Here is a 20,155-nt window from a genome sequence, read left to right as displayed (position 1 = left end):
CTGCTTTATCTGCTGCCATGATATCAGACAGATAACCATACAGATCGTCGCGTAAATCAGGCCGCGACAGACCAAAAGATACTGTCGCCTGTAAAAAGCCGGACTTGGATCCGCAATCAAAACGCTGACCTTTGAAACGATAACCATAGACCCCGCGATCTGTGCCAATCTCTGCTGCAATCGCGTCAGTCAGTTGTATTTCGCCACCCGCACCAGATTTAATCTTATTCAGGTTCTTCAAAACGTTTGGCGACAGGATATAGCGACCAATGACAGCCAAGTTCGATGGCTCTGTCCCTGGCGCTGGCTTTTCCACCATACCCCTGACGGACACCATGGATCCCATGTCTTCTTGGACGTCCAAAACACCGTAAGAGGATGCCTTTGCTGGCGGCACTTCCATCGCAGCAACCATATTGCCACCGATGTCTTCGTAGGCCTCGATCATCTGCTGCAAGCATGGCTTTTCAGCGGCAATAACGTCATCGGGCAGGATCACCGCAAAGGGCTCATTACCAATGAGACGGCGCGCACACCAAACCGCGTGACCAAGGCCCAGCGCTTTGTGCTGGCGCATGTATGCAATCGCACCACTGTCCATGTTCGTTGTCTTCAAAATATCGAGCAGGTCCTGCTTGCCCTTCTTACGAAGTTCATTTTCAAGCTGAGGTGAGTGGTCGAAGTAATCTTCAAGAGCACCCTTGCCGCGCGACGTCACAAAAATAAATTCTTTGATCCCAGCGGCTCGCGCTTCGTCGATAGCATATTGGATAAGAGGGCGATCAACGAGCGTCATGATCTCTTTCGGTACAGACTTCGTCGCAGGCAAAAACCGCGTTCCCAATCCAGCGACTGGAAAAATTGCTTTTGTTACTTTGTTACGCATCACGTTACCCTTGTGCTTTAAACCACTTAACCTTTGAAACATGACTAAACAAACAATGGTTTTAAATCATGTCCTTGGAATAAGATTCGACAGTATTGTTTCCAATCTGCACCGTTTTATGCGCCTTCTGTCTTAAAATCTCGTTGCTTAGCAAGGCGGCTCAACTCAAGCGAGAGTTTTTGACGCCGTGATCTCAATTTGAAACGTCGCCCACTGCGTTCACTACGTCCAAAAAGACCACCGGTTTGCATCCAAATCCCTTGTTTTGTGAACTGCACTCTATGTGCCCGAGCTGTGGTCGAAAAAATGAACAGACTTACACGTTTACCACTTTTCACCACACTGTCAGCTTTCGCTAATAATGCTGTTCTGTCCCACGGTCGGCCCGATAGAACAACTTGTTCACCAAAAACCTGCTGCGGCATCGGCTCAAACCCTGAGCGCGCAAAAACCAAAAAATCCATTGCGTCAAGCGAACGCACTTTGCCATCCTCGACACCTCGTTCAAACGTAGCCATCAGACGGCCGACGTCACGCGGCTCGATCCGTCCATCTACCATATGTCTCAAGGCGCGTTGTTTTTGCTCTGAACGCGCTGACGTCAAAGAGGCCTCATGCGTCTGGTCAGGTGCATGTTTACGAAGAAAAACTGCTATGCTCGCTCCGATCTCAAACAAATCCATCGGCACACGATCACTCCGCCGGGTCGCGCTGGCTTTGTACCCATGATGGACCTGCGCAAGTGGCACGATTGCCGTTCGATACCCAGCCTTCATCAAGCGGAAATTTACGTCTGTCTCATCAAGATAGAACCGAAACGTGGGATCAAACCCACCAAGCTGCGCGATCGCATCACGACGCAACGCCATATTCGTGCCTTCTGTCTTTATCGCCCGTCCATTTTGCGGTGTCAGAACACTGATCTTTTCCGGATCAACCTCAAGCGCACTCGCGACACCACAGCAATCAACACTTCGGGCTTTCCATTGAAAGCTGATCCCGTTGCGACCTATTACAAAACCACCCGCCGCCACCACATCCGCATCGTGAAAGCCAGAAATTAGATAGCGAAGCCAGGTTGGTTCTGACACAGCATCATCATCAATGAACGCGACAATCTCCCCAGCCGCCTCTGCAATCCCAAGATTGCGCGCCGCAGAAATATTCGCTTCGTTAAACTCAACTATTTTGATGTTCTCGAAGAAAGGGAGCGCTTTAGCAGAAGCGATGCAATCCGTATCCGCAACAAGGATCACTTCGAAACTAGGGTAGTCGAGTTGCTAAATCCCAATCAAACAGAGTTGTAAATCATAAGCACGGCCTCTGCTGACAACAATGACAGAGACGGCAGGTTGGGTCATTCAATCCCCATGTCCCTCATCATTTGCTCAAGTACGGGGACATCTTCGGGGTTATTCAATTCCCAAAACTGACGGCCCTTTGCTTGCACTTCGACGCAGCGCACAGTGCCGCCTTGCTCCATAAAGCGCAGCTGCTCCAAACCCTCAAGCTGCTCCAATGGACCAACAGGCCATGTAGGATAGGCAGCCAATGCTTTGGGGCGATAGGCATAGACGCCTACGTGATGAAAAACAGGCGTCATCGCTTCATTGGGATAAGTCGCCGATGTAAACGGAACGACCTCTTTCGAGAAATACATTGCCCGCATGTGCGTATCAAAAACGGCTGTCGTTCCACCAACGCGCCCAGCTTTGCGATCAGCCAAGAACCCATTCAAAGCGCGCCCATCACAGCGCAAAACGGGCGTTGCAATATCTGATTCAGGCGTGTTGCGCATCGCGTTCATTAGATCTTCCACAAACCAATGCGGCGTCAGCGGTGCGTCCCCTTGCAGGTTCACAACAATTTCCGCATCGCTCCCAAGAATGTCATAGGCAGACGCACAGCGCTCCGTTCCATTTGCACAGCTCTCCGGCGTCATAACAACTTCGGCACCGAATGCTTCAGCCGCGTGCTTGATTCGATCATCATCTGTCGCGACGACCACACGATCCACACCGCTCACGGCGCTCGCCGCCTCCCATGCACGCTGGATCAAAGATCGACCAACACCAGTACATCCCTTAAGCTCAGCAAGTGGTTTCGCAGGATAACGCGTCGACGCGTAGCGTGCGGGGATAACAATCAGAACAGACACTTACGCTTCTTTCAATTCAACATCGGGCGAATACGCGATGAAAAATGGATTGGCGAAATCATCCTTGCCGTACTTCAAGTCCTCATGGTTATCAAAACGCACAACACGCCCGCCTGCACCCGTCAAAACGGCATGGCCTGCAGCAGTGTCCCACTCCATCGTGCGTCCGACACGCGGATAAATATCCGCTTCACCCGTCGCGATCAGACAGAATTTCAGCGATGATCCCGCACTCTTCATATCGCGCACTTTGTATTTGTTGATGTAGTCATCCGTCGCTTGATCACGATGGGATTTAGAAGCGACCACAAACAACGCCTTATTGTCAGGCTTACTGACGCCAATGATGTTCTGCTGCCCAACCACATCAGGATGCAGCAGCCCGGTCTCTTCAATCGATTGACCATCTGCGCGCGTGTAAAACATCCGCTTTTTTGCAGGCGCATAAACCACACCACGTGTTGGGATACCGTTCTCAACGAACGCAATATTCACAGTGAAGTCGCCACGGCGGTGGATGAATTCTTTCGTTCCGTCCAATGGATCGACGATCAAGAACGTTTCCCCCTTGGCTGTGTGGGACTCAGATTGCTCTTCCGTCACCAACATCATGTCAGGAAACGCCGCACGCAAACCTTTCGAGATCAACGCATCCGCTGCTTCATCTGCTGCTGTCACTGGGCTATTGTCAGATTTGGATTTAACGTCGAAATCATCACGGCCATAAATGTCCATGATCACATCGCCCGCCGCTAGGGATAAGCGACGCATCACCTCTTCAAGTTGATTGTAGTCCATTTGCCCAATTCCTACCCAAAATTATTGGTAACGTTGATAAATTATCCACGTCTCTTATTATATGAAGCAACACGAACGGCAATAATCATCAATCAATTCGTTCGATATCAAGCAAAACACACATGTTTCAGATTAGAAAAGGCGAAACCACATTTGGCAAGGTCATGACGTTTAGTGACCTCGTGTACCATAATATCGTGCGAAGCATTCGCAAGACCCACGGGAATGCCTTGATGAGTATCGCATTAAACTTGATGCAGATGATCATCTTTGTTCTCGCTTTTTTCTTTATGTTCTCCACTCTCGGCTTGCGCGGCGCAGTTCTACGCGGGGACTTTATGGTATATATCATGACAGGTATCTTCCTGTTCATGACGCATATCAAAACTGTTGGCACGGTGGCAGGGTCCGAAGGGCCAGCCTCTCCGATGATGAAACACGCGCCCATGAACACGTCGATTTCGATCGCTGCGGCCGCGTTGACGCAGCTCTACATCCAAATGCTTTCGCTTTTTGTCATCATGTTCGCCTACCATGTTCTCGTGACACCGTTTGAAATTCAAAACGTGGCAGGCGTTATGTTCATGATCCTGCTCGCCTGGTTTACGGCGGTCGCAGTCGGTCTCGTGTTCCTCGCTATCAAACCGTGGTCACCGGGCCTATCGTCCCTTCTTTCGACTATTTATCAACGTGCAAATATGATCGCTTCTGGCAAAATGTTCGTTGCAAACACACTGACCCCTCAACTCCTCAACATGTTCGATTGGAATCTGTTGTTTCACTGCATCGATCAATCGCGAGGATATGCATTTGTGAACTACGCGCCGCGCAACTCCTCATGGGAATACGCGCTTTATGTTGGACTCATTTTCTTCATGATCGGCATGATGGGCAAATTTTACACCCGCAAACATGCCTCCACGAGTTGGAGCGCACGACAATAAGCGAACTTCATCTTTCCATATAAACTTCGGGGGGCGCGCAGCGTGGGGGCTGGCCCCCTCCCGCATTTATTCAACAACGCGCAAGGTCAGATTTAAACGCCCGCCTTTGGACAACAATCGCGATGATCCAAACCGAATCTTATCGATCCCATGATACGTCAAACGCGCATCACCACCCATCACGACCACGTCCCCTGAATTCAACCAAACCGACTCCGTTGATCCACCGCGTTCTTTACCACCAATGCGAAACAACCCGTCATCTCCAAGTGAAATCGACACCACAGGCTGCGCGAAATCTTCTTCATCACGATCTTGATGCATCCCCATGCGCGCATCTTCACCGTAGAAATTCATCAAACAACACTCCGGTGCGCGGGTCGACCCACTCACACGCTCCCATACATCCAAGACAGGCGCAGGAATGTCAGGCCACGCCATTCCCTCAGGATTCGTAGGCGAATATCGATAACCCAACCGATCAGACACCCAGCCAAACCGCCCAGCTGACGTCATGCGCACGCGCATCGGTTTTCCGTAAGGGGTCATCGGCGAAAACAACGGCGCAGCCTTCGCAACATCACGAACAGCATCAACCAAGGCACTTTGCTCCTCAGAACTCAGCAAGCCTTTATAAATGTCAAAACCCCTAATACTCATCATTTGAGTCACTCAATTAACTCCTTTTTCATTCTAAATGCGAAAATTTCGCCAAAGAGCGCCTAAATCACGAAATGAGTGCCTCGCGATCCTTGCAGCACCCATTTGCGCTCCTTATATACCGCTCGAACGTTGAACTGCACCACCGCAGATCAGCTAACCAATCGGGGCGCGGATGCCGTAACGGGTTTGCGTCTCGTAACATCGCCTTGACGAAAAAAGGGATTAAACACATGGCCAAAGTTATTGGTATCGACCTCGGAACAACAAACAGTTGCGTATCCATCATGGACGGCTCTCAGCCTCGCGTGATCGAAAACGCAGAAGGCGCACGTACGACACCGTCTATCGTCGCTTTCACAGATGACGAGCGCCTTGTAGGCCAGTCAGCGAAACGCCAGGCCGTCACAAACCCAGACAACACAGTCTTCGGTGTAAAGCGCCTTATTGGTCGTCGTTACGATGATGAGCATTTGAAAAAAGACATGAAAAACCTGCCATTCTCCGTTGTTGACGGCGGAAACGGTGACGCATGGGTTGAATCAAAGGGTGAGAAGTACTCCCCTAGCCAAATCTCTGCATTCATTCTTGGCAAGATGAAAGAGACCGCTGAAAGCTATCTCGGCGAAGACGTTACACAGGCGGTTATCACCGTCCCTGCGTACTTCAACGACGCACAGCGCCAGGCAACAAAAGACGCAGGCAAGATTGCCGGCCTGGAAGTCCTACGCATCATTAACGAGCCAACAGCAGCAGCGCTGGCATATGGCCTTGATAAAGAAGAAACACACACCATCGCGGTTTATGACCTCGGCGGCGGTACATTCGACGTTACAATCCTTGAGATTGACGACGGTCTGTTCGAAGTAAAATCCACCAACGGCGACACGTTCCTTGGCGGCGAAGACTTTGACATGCGCATCGTTAACTATCTTGCGGATCAGTTCAAAAAAGAGAACGGCGTTGATCTGACCAAAGACAAGATGGCGCTTCAGCGTTTGAAAGAAGCGGCTGAAAAAGCGAAGATCGAACTGTCTTCTGCTAACCAGACAGAGATCAACCAGCCGTTCATTTCGATGGACCCAAAAGGTGGCCAGCCTCTTCACATGGTGATGAAGCTGACGCGCGCTAAACTGGAAAGCCTTGTTGTTGATTTGATCAAAGCATCTATCAAGCCTTGCCAAGCAGCGCTGAAAGATGCGGGCCTAAAGACAACCGACATCGACGAAATCGTCCTCGTCGGCGGCATGACACGTATGCCACGCGTTGTTGAAGAAGTGTCCAAGTTCTTCGGCAAAGAACCACATAAGGGTGTAAACCCTGACGAGGTTGTTGCGATGGGCGCGGCCATTCAGGCTGGTGTTCTTCAGGGCGATGTCAAAGATGTTGTTCTTTTGGACGTTACGCCTTTGTCCCTCGGCATCGAAACGCTAGGTGGCGTGTTCACACGCTTGATCGACCGCAACACAACGATCCCAACAAAGAAGTCTCAAATCTTCTCCACAGCAGAAGACAGCCAAAGCGCAGTGACGATCCGTGTTTTCCAAGGCGAACGTGAAATGGCGGGCGACAACAAGATGCTTGGTCAGTTCAACCTAGAAAACATCCCACCCGCACCACGCGGTCTGCCACAGATCGAAGTCACCTTCGACATCGACGCAAACGGTATCGTAGCCGTTGGTGCGATGGATAAAGGCACAGGCAAAGAGCAGAAGATCACGATCCAAGCTTCTGGTGGTTTGTCCGATGCCGACATCGATAAGATGGTTAAGGACGCTGAAGAGAACGCAGATTCTGATAAAGAGCGCCGCGAATTGATCGAAGCCAAAAACCAAGCCGAAAGCTTGATTCACTCGACCGAAAAATCTGTGGAAGAGCACGGCGACAAGGTTGATCCGTCTACTGTTGAAGCAATCGAGCTGGCGATAGCCGCACTTAAGGACGAGCTGGAAACAGACAATGCCGACAAGATTAAGTCCGGTATCCAGAACGTCACAGAGGTCGCTATGCGTCTTGGCGAAGCGATCTACAAGGCAAGCCAAGATGGCGAAGGCGACGACGAGCCTATGGCAGCCGACGAGAGCCCTGAGGATGACGACATCGTAGATGCCGATTTCGAAGACCTGAACAACGACGACAAAAAACGCGGGTAAGACGCGCTGATAGCGTGATCGCACCCTAAAGGGCCGGCCTGTTTACCGGGTCGGCCCAATGCGTTTCCTCAAAGGGGGAGTGTTATGTCAAAACGAGACTATTATGACGTTCTAGGTATCTCAAAAGGCGCAAGCGCCGATGAGATCAAAAAGGGCTATCGCACTAAAGCAAAAGAACTGCACCCTGACCGCAATTCGGATAATCCGAAGGCCGAGGATCAGTTCAAAGAGGCGAATGAAGCCCACGAAATCCTAAAAGATCCCGAAAAAAAGGCTGCCTATGACCGCTATGGCCATGCAGCCTTTGAAGGCGGCATGGGCGGCGGCGGACGGCCGGGTGGCGGCGGTCAGGGCGATTTTAGCTCTGCCTTCTCTGACGTGTTCGACGATCTGTTTGGCGATTTTATGGGCGGTCAACGTGGCGGTGGTGGCGGTCGAAACCGTGCTGCGCGCGGTTCTGATCTGCGGTTCAATCTACGTGTTTCTCTTGAAGATGCGTTCAGTGGTTTGCAAAAGACCATTAACGTCCCAACCGCTGTTAACTGTTCCAGCTGTGAAGGCACTGGTGCAGATGATGGTGCTGAACCAACGGGCTGTCCAACATGCTCGGGTATGGGTAAAGTACGCGCACAGCAGGGTTTCTTCACTGTTGAACGCACGTGCCCTACCTGTTCAGGCATGGGTCAAATCATCAAGAACCCTTGTAGTTCTTGTGCTGGACAAGGCCGCGTTGAAAAAGAACGTGCGCTTAGTGTGAACATTCCAGCAGGCGTTGAAACTGGCACACGCATTCGTCTTAGCGGTGAAGGCGAAGCAGGCATGCGCGGTGGCCCATCTGGTGACCTCTACATCTTTATCGAGGTGGCTAAACACAAGCTGTTCGAACGCGAAGGCGCGAACCTATTCTGCAACGTTCCTGTCTCAATGTCCTCAGCCGCGCTTGGTGGCGACATCGAAGTTCCAACGATTGATGGTGGCCGTAGCCGTGTGAAGATCCCCGCAGGTAGCCAATCTGGCCGCCAAATGCGTCTTCGCGCCAAAGGCATGCCAGCACTTCGTGGCGCAGGCACAGGTGATATGTTCATCGAACTTGCCGTTGAAACACCCGTTAATTTGACAAGCCGTCAAAAAGAACTGCTGATGGAATTTGAAGACCTCTCTGAGGACAACAATCCCGAAAGTAAAAGCTTCTTTTCCTCCGTGAAATCCTTCTGGGATGGCATGAAAGGTTAAGGCGCCTAGCATTGAAAATTTATGCCCGGCCAGTATTCATCTGAGCCGGGCATTTTTAATTTTAACATAAAATTTATCGAATCGGCTGATCAAGGTAAGTATGAGCATTCAACAAACCCACTTCACCGACACACCCGCCCCGCACTTTGATCACCGCAAGGCGGACAAAACCTCTCGCCGACGGCTTGGGCTATACGAAACCCAGAAGCGTGACAGGCACATGGGCCTGCGCGCGCGTTTTCAAAATCATGGGGCGGATCACCTAAGCGACGCTGAGATGCTTGAGTTGATGTTGCTACATTCATCCCCGCGCAAAGACACACAGCCGCTTGCCAAAAAGGTCCTCGCTGAATTCGGTGTTCTTGCTAGCATACTTGCCGCTGATAATGCACGTCTAGAGGCGATCATCGGGGTTGTCGCCGCACAAGATCTAAAGCTGGTTTACAGTGCCTCAAAACGTCTCGCGAAGGCACGTATCACACATCGCCCCCTCATCTCTAGCTGGGACGCTGTACTGAACTACTGCCGCACCACGTTGGCCCATAAAGAGACTGAAGAATTTCACGTGCTCTTCTTAGATCGACGGAACATGCTGATTGCTGATGAAGTCATGGGTGTGGGCACGGTCGATCACGTTCCAGTCTATCCCCGTGAAGTTCTGAAACGCGCCTTAGAGTTAAACGCATGCGCCTTCATCCTCCCTTCTGGCGATCCAGCGCCGTCAGAAAGCGATATTGAAATGACCCAATTAATCAAACAGGCCGCAGACAGCCTATCCATCACACTTCACGATCACCTGATAATCGGCGCGTCTGGGGAAACAAGTTTCGTCAGCAAAGGATTGCTTTAACGCACCCACACCTCAACACGGCGATTGACTTGACGACCCCACGCACTGCCGTCGCATGCCATTGGTAGCGTTTCTCCAAACGCATCCACCGAGATATTCAGGTCGTCTAAATCGACGGTTTCCGCTGCCTTTTTAACAGCCGCTAAAACAGCACGCGCGCGTTGCATCGCAATGCGCTTGTTCCCATCAGCCGGACCTTGGCCGTCACTAAAGCCTACGAATTTAAGAGAGCGTTCATCATAGACGCCCGTTTCAATTGCACGAGCAAGTTGTTGAACGTTGGACAACGATTGGGCATCCAAAGTGCTAGAGCCTGCGCGAAAACGAAACGACGTGCTCAAGCGCTTCATCGCGGAAAGGGTTTGCACCAAACGTTTTACTTCGCTCAAATTAATTTCTGTCCCGATCAGAGAAATCGCATTGGCAAAACGATCGCCTTGTTCGTTGATCGACAACTCTTCGGGCGCTTGATCTACAAATCCAGCACGACGGATAACGATTTGTGCGGTCGGTGAACGTGTAAACGTTAAAAACTCACGGGCCAGTTTCGGCAAACGACGTGCAGGGATATAAAGAAACATGGGCGCGGTCAGAGGGTAATCTTCCGTTTTTATGGTCACGCGCCCCGCACGCAAAGAAAAACCACACGTTCCAGTCAGCACCAAAATATCCGCGTTCCCTGTTTCCGAATAGCTAGAAATACCAATAGCAAAAGGGTCATTTGTAACCGCCAACGTAAGTGCCTTGTTAGTAGCATGGCGCACGACGTTACTGTCTAGAACCAGACCAGCAGGCGCCATCAATCGATCTTGGGCCGCTTGTGAAAGACCTGACTTGGGATCGCGCAAATGAATGGAAATCGGTGCATCAGGCCCACCAAGTTGCTGCCAATTCGTAACCCTTCCTGCAAACACACGCGCCAGAACTGCAGGCGAGATAGCGTCAACAGGATTACCCGGCGCTGTAATCGGGACCATCGCATCCAAACCTAAAACACGGCTACGATTAGGTCCGCGCAGATCGCCTAGGCCTGCTTCATTCGCACGCCTGTTTTCTGTCAGGCGAATTTCACGCAAGGACATGACGATATCAGCTTCATCCGCCAGTAAATCGGCAAAGCCTTCGTCCGTATTCGTGACACGAAAGCTGAACTTACCTAAAAGCGCATCGTCCGCTTTGTTGCGCAAGCTATATGTAAAACGCGTGGCATCAGTGCGTTCACGGACAGCGCGATACCCTTTTCTAAGTGCAAATCCTTCGATCAACGCAGGCATCAGCACTTCACCAATTGTGGCGGATCCAGAGACTGAAAGTTCTGCGACGTAGTTCTGCAGATCCGGACAAGCAGGTCCTTCGCAATTCACGCCAGATCCATCCACCGTGAGTTCACCGTAAACAGTCTCAAGCCGATAGAAATCGCCATCGAAGCCTAGGAGCGTTCCATTTACTTCAACAGAGCCATCAGGTGACTTCAGCGTCACGTCTTGCGCCGCAACGGTGGCCGTCATCAGCAAAATGAAAAATGCGGCGAGTTTCGCCGCATGTTGTATCATCATTGGTTCAAAGTCCCAGTTGACGCGCGCCTAGTTGCTCGCGACTTTTAGGTCTTGTAGCAGGTTTTGCAACACCAGAAAATCACCAACCGCGCTGCAAGCGGGGATTGGCAGCGACAGGTCTTGCACTTTCATCGGACTGCCCATGCGGACTTCTAATGTTTGCGCTTCGACACGCAGACCGCAATTTACAATTTGCAATTGTCACCTCTGCATCAACAGAAACAACTACATCGCCCTGCATTTTGGATGCGCTGGTCGGGAATGTGTAGACTTCAGCAACAAGGGCTTCGCCCTGTTTTGCGTCACCCAAAGATGTGATAGATCCGCCGACTCCGTTGGCTGCGTCTTCAATCTTGCGTCCAGATTCTGCGCTCACATGGCCCGCATCGCTAAATTCAGCACCAAATTCGAACGCGTTGATGTGCAAATTACTTTTAGCTTTTGACTGAACGACCATACGGTCAAAGGACGCAAGCGTTAGGACCTTAGCGTTCGCCAAAGCGCCCTCACCATTCGCAAACGCGACGATGAACACAGCGTTTTCTGACAGTGCTGGAATAGACAGGTTCAAGTTACCGTCGCGGTCAGTCGCATCCGTGAACATCATTCCGTTGTGGTGGAATGTTACACGTTCATTAGGATAACAATTCGTGGACAACGAAATCTCCACCATTGCAGCGGCGATTGGCGTAGCGCTCAAATTTGTTTCGCAAAGAGATTTCGGCGCAGACGGATCGGCTTTCTTAATCTCAGGGAGCAGAATTTCCTCAAGCGCAGCGGTCTTTACGACCGGCGCAATAGCTTCTTCTTTTAGCATGGCCGTTGCGTCAGAAATAATCTTGTCTGTGGCCAGTATTTCTTTTTTTGCTGTCATATCAGCAGTATCAGCAACCGCCGAAGTCAACGTAATATCGGTAACCTGCAAAGGCTGTTCAGCAGTTCCGGAGATATCTGGCACTTCCGCAACGCCAGCATACCGCGCTTGTGCCGACTCGCCATTTTGCATGACAAATCCAATTGCGCCAGCTGTCGCCAAAACGCCGCCAGCCATTACGATCCGTTTGATATCCACGATTCTGCCCTCCGAGGGTTTGTCTGTTCGGAGGTACTCTTCGCGCCCAAACGGGGCGAGAATGGGACGGTGGTGTGGACTCTTTCAGACCGCCATCCCAATTCTGCCTTGTTTGCGTTTATGTCAAGCTGCCGTGGCAGTGCTTGAACTTCTTGCCAGATCCACAGGGGCAGGGATCATTGCGACCCGGATTTCCCCACGTGGAACTGTCTGTTTCATCAAAGCCAGTTAACTCAGGTTCAGGCGACTGCGATACTTCTGCGGACGCTTCGCGGCCTGCATCTTGTGCCAAGGCTTGCTGTGCTTGCATCTGCGCAACCATTTCCGCCTGCTCTTCTTCCGTCATTGGACGAACCTGACCCAGCTTTTGCGTCACCTCAGTGCGCAAGCTATCAAGCATCGCTTCGAACAGCTGGAAGCTTTCGTTCTTATATTCATTCAGCGGATCACGTTGCGCATAACCACGAAAACCCACGACCGAGCGCAAGTGCTCAAGCGTCACAAGATGCTCGCGCCACTTACCGTCAATCGTTTGCAGCAACATCTGCTTTTCAATCTGGCGCATGTTGTCTGGACCGAATGCAGCAACCTTTTGTGCCATCGATCCGTCTGCTGCTTTCTCAAGCCGCTCACGGATCACTTCATCGTCGGCACCCTCTTCAACGCCCCAATCTTGCACAGGCACATCAATGTTGATCGCCTCAGCAATAGCAACATGCAAACCTCCCATGTCCCATTGATCAGCGTAGGTTTTTGGCGGCATGTACTGGTCGATCAAATCTTCGATCACTTGATAGCGCATATCTTGCGTGATCTCAGAAAGGTCTGATGCTTCCATAATTTCACGGCGCTGTCCAAAGATCACTTTACGCTGATCGTTCATCACATCGTCGAACTTCAAAAGCTGCTTACGAATGTCAAAGTTACGGCCCTCAACCTTCGCTTGCGCGCGCTCAAGTGATTTGTTGACCCAAGGATGCACAATCGCTTCGCCCTCTTTCATGCCCATAGACGACAGAACTTTGTCTAAACGCTCGGACCCGAAGATGCGCATGAGATCGTCATCAAGGGACAGGAAGAACGATGAACGCCCTGGATCACCCTGACGGCCCGCACGTCCGCGAAGCTGGTTATCGATCCGGCGGCTTTCATGGCGCTCGGTCGCGAGAATATAAAGACCGCCCGCCTCCAGCACCTTTTTGCGCCAAACCTGATGCTCTTCCTCAATGCGCGCACGCACCTTTTCTGGATCGGCTTCTGGATCAGCGTTAATCGCCTCCATCACCTTCAGATCGAGGTTTCCACCAAGCTGAATATCTGTACCACGACCCGCCATGTTCGTCGCAATCGTGATCGCACCAAGCTTACCGGCATCGCCAACAATCTGCGCTTCTTGCTCGTGCTGGCGTGCGTTCAAAACATTGTGCGGAAGGCCCGCGCTGGTCAAAAGTTCGGATAAGAATTCAGACTTTTCAATCGACGTCGTACCAACAAGACAGGGCTGACCCAACTCATGTGACTTCTTAATCTCAACAACGATTTCGTCGTATTTCTCTTTTGCTGTACGGAACACTTGGTCGTGCTCATCGACACGCGCAATCGGACGGTTCGTTGGAACCTCAACAACACCCAAGCCATAGATTTCAGCAAATTCTTCCGCTTCGGTCATGGCCGTACCTGTCATACCAGACAAGCGGTTATACAGACGGAAATAGTTCTGGAAAGTGACCGACGCGAGCGTGACGTTTTCTGGCTGAATGTTGCAGCCTTCCTTCGCTTCAATCGCTTGGTGCAAACCATCCGACAAACGACGCCCCGACATCATACGGCCCGTGAATTCGTCGATCAGAACGACTTCATTATCGCGGACGATGTAATCTTTGTCTTTTGTGAACAGCTTGTGCGCGCGCAAACCTTGGTTCACGTGGTGAACAAGCGTCGTGCTTTCGGGATCATAAAGCGTCGCGCCTTCTTCCAGCAGACCCCTTTCAAAAAGCAGGTTCTCTAGGAACTCATTGCCCTCTTCCGTGTAGGATACGTTACGCGTTTTTTCATCCAGTTCGAAGTGCTCATCCGTCAATTCAGGGATGATCAGGTCCATCGCCATATACAGCTCTGAACGGTCCGCAGCAGGGCCAGAAATAATCAAAGGCGTCCGTGCTTCGTCGATGAGGATTGAATCAACCTCGTCCACAATCGCAAAGTTATGATCGCGCTGGAACATCTGGCTTAGCTCAGACTTCATGTTGTCGCGCAGATAGTCAAAGCCCAGCTCGTTGTTTGTGGCGTATGTCACGTCACAGGCATAGGCCGCTTTCTTTTCGTCGTCAGGCTGGTTCGGGAAAATAACACCCGTGGTCAGACCCAAAGCGCCGAACACTTTACTCATCCACTCAGAGTCACGTTTGGCAAGGTAGTCGTTCACGGTCACAACGTGAACGCCTTTTCCTGTCAAAGCGTTCAAATATGCAGGCAACGTCGCAACAAGGGTTTTACCCTCGCCCGTTTTCATTTCTGAAATGTTACCCTGATGTAGGAAAATGCCGCCCATCAACTGCGTATCAAACGCTCGCAGACCCAGCGCACGGCGCGCACCTTCGCGACAGTTTGCAAAGGCTTCTGACAATATATCGTCAAGGCTTTCGCCGCCAATCGCGCGCTCTTTCAGCTCTGCAGTCTTTTGGATCAGACCCTCGTCGCTGAGTTTTTCAAACTCGGTCTCCAGCGCATTGATCTTATCTACGATCGGGCGCGTGGCCTTCACTTTACGATCATTCGGCGTTCCGAAGATCTTTTTGGTGATTTTTCCAAGTCCTAGCATCTGCGCTCATCCATTCTTGACGTCTTTGTGCTCATGCTCTGCTTGCTCGCCCTGCACGCAACCCATAGATAAGAGGGTGAAAGACGGCTCGAACCGAAGCCTGAATTTGATGTAAGGGTCGGATATGCCAGTGTCAACGCCGCGCAATAAAGCGGTCCAAAACAAGGAATAAACTATGTTAAAACGCACTCAATTTTTGGCCACAGTCGCCTTTGCAGCGACACTTGCAATGCCTTCTTATGCAGAAACGGGTGCAGATGCCGTTGTTGCGACAGTGAATGGCATTGATATCACGATGGGTCACATGATCGTGGTCCGCTCTGGCCTGCCCGATCAATACCGCGATTTACCTGACGAGGTGCTGTTTAAGGGCATCTTGGATCAAATTATTCAACAGACCGTTTTGGCCCAAGCAGCCGGTGATCGTATTCCCGGACGCGTTCGCCTAGCACTAGAAAACGAACAACGCTCGCTGATGGCAGCCGAACATATGGACAGCGTTCTGGCCGATGCCGTTACGCGCGCTTCAGTCAAAGCTGCATACGAAGCGAAATACGCGAACGCTGCGCCAGAAAAAGAATTTGATGCGTCACACATTTTGGTCGAAACCGAAGAAGAAGCCAAAGCACTTGTTGCGACCCTTGAGGGTGGCGCTGATTTTGCAGATCTCGCAAAAGAAAAGTCCACTGGTCCATCTGGCCCGCGTGGCGGCGCGCTGGGTTGGTTTGGCAAAGGCCAGATGGTGCCCGAATTTGAAAAGGCGGTTGCAAGAATGGATGACGGAGCGATTTCGGCACCTATCAAAACGCAATTCGGTTGGCATGTTATCAAATTAAACGCGTCCCGGTCCATGGATGCCCCTGAAATGGAAGATGTTCGCGAAGAACTTGAACAGGAAGTGCGCATGCAGATCGTTGATAAATATATTTCGGAACTGACCAATAGCGCTACCATTTCAAGAGCACCGGCTGCGGATATCGACGTTTCCCAGCTCAAAGACATCTCACTATTGGAGAAATAATTCATGGCAGACACGCCGCAACGTTCCCCGCTCGCGCCAGAGCATTTTCCGTCCTTGCCGCTGATCCGCGGCGTGTCTTTTGCCTCCGTGCAAGCAGGTGTGCGCTATTCTGGGCGGACCGATGTTATGCTTGCGCAATTGTGCGCTGGCAGTGTTGTGGCGGGTGCTTTTACCAAGTCCTCAACACGTGCAGCCTCTGTTCTGGATTGTCAGGCCAAAATTGGCAGCGACAGTGACGCGGGCGCCGCAATTATCGCGAATTCCGGCAATGCGAACGCATTCACTGGGAAGAACGGGATTGAAGCCACGCGCGCAGTAACTGGTGCGGTTGCTACGTCGCTTGGCATACCAGAAACACGGGTCTTTTCATCCTCGACTGGCGTGATAGGCGAACCTTTGGCCCATGCCAAAATCACAGCAAAGATTGATGAATTAAAGGGTGCTTTAAGCGAAAGCTCTATCCAACACGCTGCCGAAGCGATCCGCACAACAGATACCTTTGCCAAAGGGTCGGGTGCACAGATCGATGTGAACGGGACGTCTGTTTCCATCGCAGGTATCGCCAAAGGGTCTGGCATGATTGCCCCTGATATGGCGACGATGTTGGTCTACATCTTCACAGACGCCAAGATCAAGCGTGCCGAATTGCAGGCGATGGTGTCTGAACTAAACGAAGTCACATTCAACTCGATCACCGTCGATAGCGATACGTCCACTTCAGATTCCCTCCTTGTCGCTGCAACTGGAACCAGCGGTGTTGATGTCACGGGTAGCGCAGATTTCCGCGACGCTCTGCATAGCGTCATGAAGGACCTTGCGCTCCAAGTTGTCCGAGACGGTGAAGGCGCGACCAAACTGGTCGAAATTCAAATCACGGGTGCTGCTAACAGCAAAGACGCACGTGTGCATGGCTTGGCAATCGCGAACTCACCCCTCGTAAAAACCGCGATTGCGGGCGAAGATCCCAACTGGGGCCGTGTCGTTATGGCGATCGGTAAATCTGGTGCGGCTGCGGACCGTGATCTGCTTAGCATCTCATTCGGCGACGTACTGGTTGCCGAAAACGGCTGGGTCAGCCCTGATTACAAAGAAGGTGACGGCGCGAGCTACATGAAAAACGACCACCTTGTTATCGCTGTCGATTTGGGGCTGAGCGACGGCAAAAGTACCGTTTGGACCTGCGATCTAACGCATGGCTACATCACGATTAACGCAGACTACCGTTCATGAAAACTGTTCTGGTTTCAGCTGTCGCTTTAATCGATGTAGAGGGCCGCGTTCTTTTAGGGCAACGCCCAGAGGGCAAATCAATGGCAGGCTTGTGGGAATTTCCAGGTGGCAAAGTCGAAGCGGGCGAAACACCCGAGGTCGCTTTGGTTCGCGAACTGCAAGAAGAGCTGGGAATCGATACATGGGAAAGCTGCCTTGCCCCTTTGACGTTCGCCAGTCATAGCTACGACAGCTTTCACCTTCTCATGCCGCTCTTTGCATGCCGCAAGTGGGATGGAATTCCTCAATCCCGAGAGAATCAGGCGTTAAAGTGGGTAAAGGCGCAGGATTTGAGCAAGTACCCGATGCCAGCGGCAGACATCCCCCTGATCCCAATACTAAGAGATTGGCTGTAGGGAGAATTAAAGAAACAAAACGTCAAATATGACTAAATTATTATAGATATTTTAACGAAATACTGACAAGCTGACTTTATTAATTGCATGCATCGGCCCAAAGGTCGATTTCTTGGGGGAGAAACTCATGCTTCGTACAATCATCATGGGGACCTGTGTTCAGGTCCAAGGCACTTTTGTTCGCGCTCTTAGTGACGGGCGCATTGTCGTATCAGTTGGGAATCAGCATTTTGCTGGTAAGCCCATCACGGCCGCCGCCTGATTTATCCGCGCCTTTTGCGCAGCTTAAATTTGCTTCCAAAGCATAAAGAAGGGGCCCAAGCTTTTGCTAAGGCCCCTTTTTCTATGTTGTGTCGTTTTATGATTACTCGAGATTACGCTCAACTGATTCGCGCTCAAAGATCTCGATCACGTCGTCTGCACGAACGTCATCGTAGTTCTCAAACGCCATGCCACATTCCTGACCGGACTGAACTTCGGCAACTTCATCCTTGAAACGCTTGAGCGTCTTAAGAGTACCTTCGTGGATAACCACGTTATCACGCAGCAAACGCACACCCGCAGAACGACGTGCAACGCCTTCTGTGACCAAGCAACCCGCGACTTTACCGATACCAGTAACCTTGAACACCTCTTTGATGTTCGCATAACCGATAAAGTTCTCGCGAATTTCCGCGCTCAACAGACCAGAGGCCGCTGCTTTCACATCATCAACCAGATCGTAGATGATCGAATAGTAACGAATTTCGACACCTTTCTGATTTGCTGTGTTACGCGCTGTCGCATTCGCACGAACGTTAAAGCCCATGATTGGTGCACCGGATGCTTCCGCCAGACCGATATCACTTTCCGTAATCGCGCCAACACCAGAGTGTAGAACACGAACACGGACTTCATCGTTACCGATTTTCGCCATTGCCTGAACAATCGCTTCAGCAGACCCTTGAACGTCCGCTTTCACGAGGATTGGCATTTCTGTCAGCGTTTCGTCAGCCTTGGCATTCGCCATCAACTGCTCAAGCGTTGTCGCAGCACCGGCCGCAGCACGTTTGTCTTTTGCAGCTTTCTCACGATACTCAGCGATTTCACGCGCCTGTGCATCGGTTTCAACCACGTTCAAAACGTCGCCCGCTTCTGGTGTGCCGTTCAGGCCAAGAACCTCAACAGGAACCGATGGACCCGCTTCTTTAACACGCTCGCCGTGATCGTTGATCAGCGCACGAACCTTACCGTACTGCTCACCCACAACGAAGATATCACCAACACGAAGCGTACCGTTCTGGATCAGAACCGTCGCAACAGGACCGCGACCAACATCTAGCTGAGCCTCGATAACCGCGCCTTGTGCAGCGCGATCAGGGTTGGCTTTCAGTTCCAGAATTTCTGACTGAAGCGCAATGGCTTCAAGCAAAGTATCCAGACCTTGACCCGTAATCGCGGAAACTTCGACGTCTTGGACTTCACCAGACATCTTTTCAACAATCACTTCGTGCTGAAGCAAATCAGTACGAACCTTATCGATGTTTGCACCCGGCTTATCGACCTTGTTGATCGCAACGATCATCGGAACGCCTGCCGCTTTCGCATGGGCGATCGCTTCGATCGTTTGTGGCATCACAGCGTCATCCGCCGCAACAACCAGAACAACAATGTCTGTCACCTGAGCACCGCGTGAACGCATCGACGTAAACGCCGCGTGACCCGGTGTATCGAGGAAGCTGAGAATAGCTCCCGTATCCGTTGTCACCTGATACGCACCAATGTGCTGCGTAATGCCGCCAGCTTCGCCAGCAACCACTTTCGCGTTGCGGATCGCATCCAGCAAAGATGTCTTGCCGTGGTCAACGTGGCCCATGATCGTGATGATTGGTGGGCGGGACACAAGGTCCTTTTCGTCGTCAACGATTTCAGCAATCACATCTTCGACGTCCGCATCAGAAACACGAACAACCTTGTGGCCGAACTCTTCGATGATCAGCTCGGCAGTGTCGGCATCAATCGTTTCGTTCTGCGTGACCATCATGCCGTTGTTCATCAAAGACTTCACAACCGCGCCTGTCTTTTCAGCCATACGTGCGGCCAATTCCGACACAACAATCGCTGGCGGCAGCTGAACGTCGCGCACAATCTTTTCGCGCTCGACCGTGCCACCCATCGCCTTTTGACGTGCGCGCTCTTGCTTACGCTTCATCGCAGCCATGGATTTGTGACGACCGTCACCACCCGTCAGCGCTTGGTTCAATGTCAGCTTGCCTGCACGGCGACCATCGTTCGCGCCACCTTTGCCGCGGTTATCACGTTGCTCGCGATCCGCTTTACGCGGGGTGGCAGCTGGCGCTGGTTTGTTTGGCGCAGCGCGCGACGCAGGCGCAGGTTTG

Annotated in this window: 15 protein-coding genes and 1 pseudogene; 7 read left to right on the top strand and 9 right to left on the bottom strand. The window is 51.5% G+C overall.

Translation table 11 applies throughout. The features are described 5' to 3' along the window. From galU to cysQ, 4 genes and pseudogenes are all read right to left on the bottom strand, one after another. A partial coding sequence (galU, locus tag QZ279_RS02150) for a UTP--glucose-1-phosphate uridylyltransferase GalU (RefSeq protein WP_293447321.1) occupies positions 1-886 on the bottom strand: 886 nt, incomplete at its 3' end. A 116-nt stretch (positions 887-1,002) separates the two neighbouring features. Next, positions 1,003-2,148 (bottom strand): annotated as a pseudogene (locus QZ279_RS02145) (glycosyltransferase); the annotation flags it as partial. Between the two features lie 95 nt (positions 2,149-2,243). Beyond that, entirely contained in the window at positions 2,244-3,044 is an 801-nt protein-coding gene (locus QZ279_RS02140) for a manno-octulosonate cytidylyltransferase (RefSeq protein ID WP_293447318.1), read from the bottom strand. Beyond that, on the bottom strand, positions 3,045-3,842 hold the full coding sequence (gene cysQ / locus QZ279_RS02135; RefSeq protein ID WP_293447315.1) for a 3'(2'),5'-bisphosphate nucleotidase CysQ: 798 nt from the start codon (positions 3,840-3,842) through the stop codon (positions 3,045-3,047). A gap of 122 nt (positions 3,843-3,964) precedes the next feature. Between cysQ and QZ279_RS02130 the strand changes: the two genes are divergently transcribed. Further along, complete coding sequence (locus QZ279_RS02130) at positions 3,965-4,786, top strand: ABC transporter permease (protein WP_293447313.1); 822 nt, start codon at positions 3,965-3,967, stop codon at positions 4,784-4,786. 66 nt (positions 4,787-4,852) lie between these two features. Here the strand turns inward: QZ279_RS02130 and QZ279_RS02125 are convergent, their stop codons facing one another. Next, the gene (locus QZ279_RS02125; protein WP_293447310.1) at positions 4,853-5,449 is read right to left on the bottom strand and encodes an alpha-ketoglutarate-dependent dioxygenase AlkB; all 597 of its coding nucleotides are present in this window, start codon (positions 5,447-5,449) and stop codon (positions 4,853-4,855) included. A 230-nt stretch (positions 5,450-5,679) separates the two neighbouring features. Here QZ279_RS02125 and dnaK point away from each other — a divergent pair, with 230 nt between their 5' ends. The 3 genes from dnaK to radC all read left to right on the top strand — a co-directional run bounded on the left by dnaK (position 5,680) and on the right by radC (position 9,682). Beyond that, a complete protein-coding gene (gene dnaK, locus QZ279_RS02120; RefSeq protein ID WP_293447307.1) occupies positions 5,680-7,599 on the top strand; it encodes a molecular chaperone DnaK in 1,920 nt (639 codons plus the stop codon). A gap of 84 nt (positions 7,600-7,683) precedes the next feature. Next, positions 7,684-8,832 carry a molecular chaperone DnaJ gene (gene dnaJ, locus QZ279_RS02115; protein ID WP_293447305.1) on the top strand — a complete coding sequence of 383 codons (1,149 nt, stop codon included), beginning with the start codon at positions 7,684-7,686 and terminating at the stop codon, positions 8,830-8,832. Positions 8,833-8,932: 100 nt separating this feature from the next. Then, on the top strand, positions 8,933-9,682 hold the full coding sequence (gene radC, locus QZ279_RS02110; protein ID WP_293447303.1) for a DNA repair protein RadC: 750 nt from the start codon (positions 8,933-8,935) through the stop codon (positions 9,680-9,682). On the opposite strand, the gene QZ279_RS02105 is transcribed toward radC, so the two are convergent. The 3 genes from QZ279_RS02105 to secA all read right to left on the bottom strand — a co-directional run bounded on the left by QZ279_RS02105 (position 9,679) and on the right by secA (position 15,131). Beyond that, positions 9,679-11,235, bottom strand: a complete 1,557-nt coding sequence (locus QZ279_RS02105; RefSeq protein WP_293447324.1) for a substrate-binding domain-containing protein — start codon at positions 11,233-11,235, stop codon at positions 9,679-9,681. The genes radC and QZ279_RS02105 overlap by 4 nt on opposite strands. A gap of 82 nt (positions 11,236-11,317) precedes the next feature. Then, positions 11,318-12,310 carry a hypothetical protein gene (locus QZ279_RS02100; RefSeq protein WP_293447301.1) on the bottom strand — a complete coding sequence of 331 codons (993 nt, stop codon included), beginning with the start codon at positions 12,308-12,310 and terminating at the stop codon, positions 11,318-11,320. A gap of 118 nt (positions 12,311-12,428) precedes the next feature. Further along, positions 12,429-15,131: a preprotein translocase subunit SecA gene (gene secA, locus QZ279_RS02095; RefSeq protein WP_293447298.1), complete on the bottom strand. Its 2,703-nt coding sequence runs from the start codon at positions 15,129-15,131 to the stop codon at positions 12,429-12,431. A 175-nt stretch (positions 15,132-15,306) separates the two neighbouring features. Here secA and QZ279_RS02090 point away from each other — a divergent pair, with 175 nt between their 5' ends. The 3 genes from QZ279_RS02090 to QZ279_RS02080 are packed head-to-tail and all read left to right on the top strand — an operon-like array spanning position 15,307 to position 17,777. Further along, on the top strand, positions 15,307-16,152 hold the full coding sequence (locus tag QZ279_RS02090) for a peptidylprolyl isomerase (RefSeq protein ID WP_293447295.1): 846 nt from the start codon (positions 15,307-15,309) through the stop codon (positions 16,150-16,152). Positions 16,153-16,155: 3 nt separating this feature from the next. Continuing rightward, the gene (gene argJ / locus QZ279_RS02085; RefSeq protein ID WP_293447294.1) at positions 16,156-17,382 is read left to right on the top strand and encodes a bifunctional glutamate N-acetyltransferase/amino-acid acetyltransferase ArgJ; all 1,227 of its coding nucleotides are present in this window, start codon (positions 16,156-16,158) and stop codon (positions 17,380-17,382) included. Then, on the top strand, positions 17,379-17,777 hold the full coding sequence (locus tag QZ279_RS02080) for a (deoxy)nucleoside triphosphate pyrophosphohydrolase (RefSeq protein ID WP_293447292.1): 399 nt from the start codon (positions 17,379-17,381) through the stop codon (positions 17,775-17,777). The genes argJ and QZ279_RS02080 overlap by 4 nt, the downstream gene beginning before the upstream one ends. Before the next feature lie 364 nt (positions 17,778-18,141). Here QZ279_RS02080 and infB read toward each other — a convergent pair. Beyond that, a partial coding sequence (gene infB / locus QZ279_RS02075; RefSeq protein ID WP_293447289.1) for a translation initiation factor IF-2 occupies positions 18,142-20,155 on the bottom strand: 2,014 nt, incomplete at its 5' end.

This window comes from Planktotalea sp. (genome assembly GCF_018607965.1).
Lineage (GTDB): Bacteria > Pseudomonadota > Alphaproteobacteria > Rhodobacterales > Rhodobacteraceae > Planktotalea.
The sequence above is the reverse complement of the archived record's forward strand: the minus strand, read 5'-3'. Positions and strand labels throughout refer to the sequence as shown.

What these genes read in the sequence shown, in the direction of transcription:
- QZ279_RS02105 (WP_293447324.1), bottom strand. Translation starts at nt 11,235, where the DNA reads ATGATACAACATGCGGCGAAACTCGCCGCATTTTTCATTTTGCTGATG.
- cysQ (WP_293447315.1), bottom strand. Translation starts at nt 3,842, where the DNA reads ATGGACTACAATCAACTTGAAGAGGTGATGCGTCGCTTATCCCTAGCG.
- QZ279_RS02080 (WP_293447292.1), top strand. Translation starts at nt 17,379, where the DNA reads ATGAAAACTGTTCTGGTTTCAGCTGTCGCTTTAATCGATGTAGAGGGC.
- QZ279_RS02130 (WP_293447313.1), top strand. Translation starts at nt 3,965, where the DNA reads ATGTTTCAGATTAGAAAAGGCGAAACCACATTTGGCAAGGTCATGACG.
- dnaK (WP_293447307.1), top strand. Translation starts at nt 5,680, where the DNA reads ATGGCCAAAGTTATTGGTATCGACCTCGGAACAACAAACAGTTGCGTA.
- radC (WP_293447303.1), top strand. Translation starts at nt 8,933, where the DNA reads ATGAGCATTCAACAAACCCACTTCACCGACACACCCGCCCCGCACTTT.
- dnaJ (WP_293447305.1), top strand. Translation starts at nt 7,684, where the DNA reads ATGTCAAAACGAGACTATTATGACGTTCTAGGTATCTCAAAAGGCGCA.
- secA (WP_293447298.1), bottom strand. Translation starts at nt 15,131, where the DNA reads ATGCTAGGACTTGGAAAAATCACCAAAAAGATCTTCGGAACGCCGAAT.
- argJ (WP_293447294.1), top strand. Translation starts at nt 16,156, where the DNA reads ATGGCAGACACGCCGCAACGTTCCCCGCTCGCGCCAGAGCATTTTCCG.
- QZ279_RS02125 (WP_293447310.1), bottom strand. Translation starts at nt 5,449, where the DNA reads ATGATGAGTATTAGGGGTTTTGACATTTATAAAGGCTTGCTGAGTTCT.
- QZ279_RS02090 (WP_293447295.1), top strand. Translation starts at nt 15,307, where the DNA reads ATGTTAAAACGCACTCAATTTTTGGCCACAGTCGCCTTTGCAGCGACA.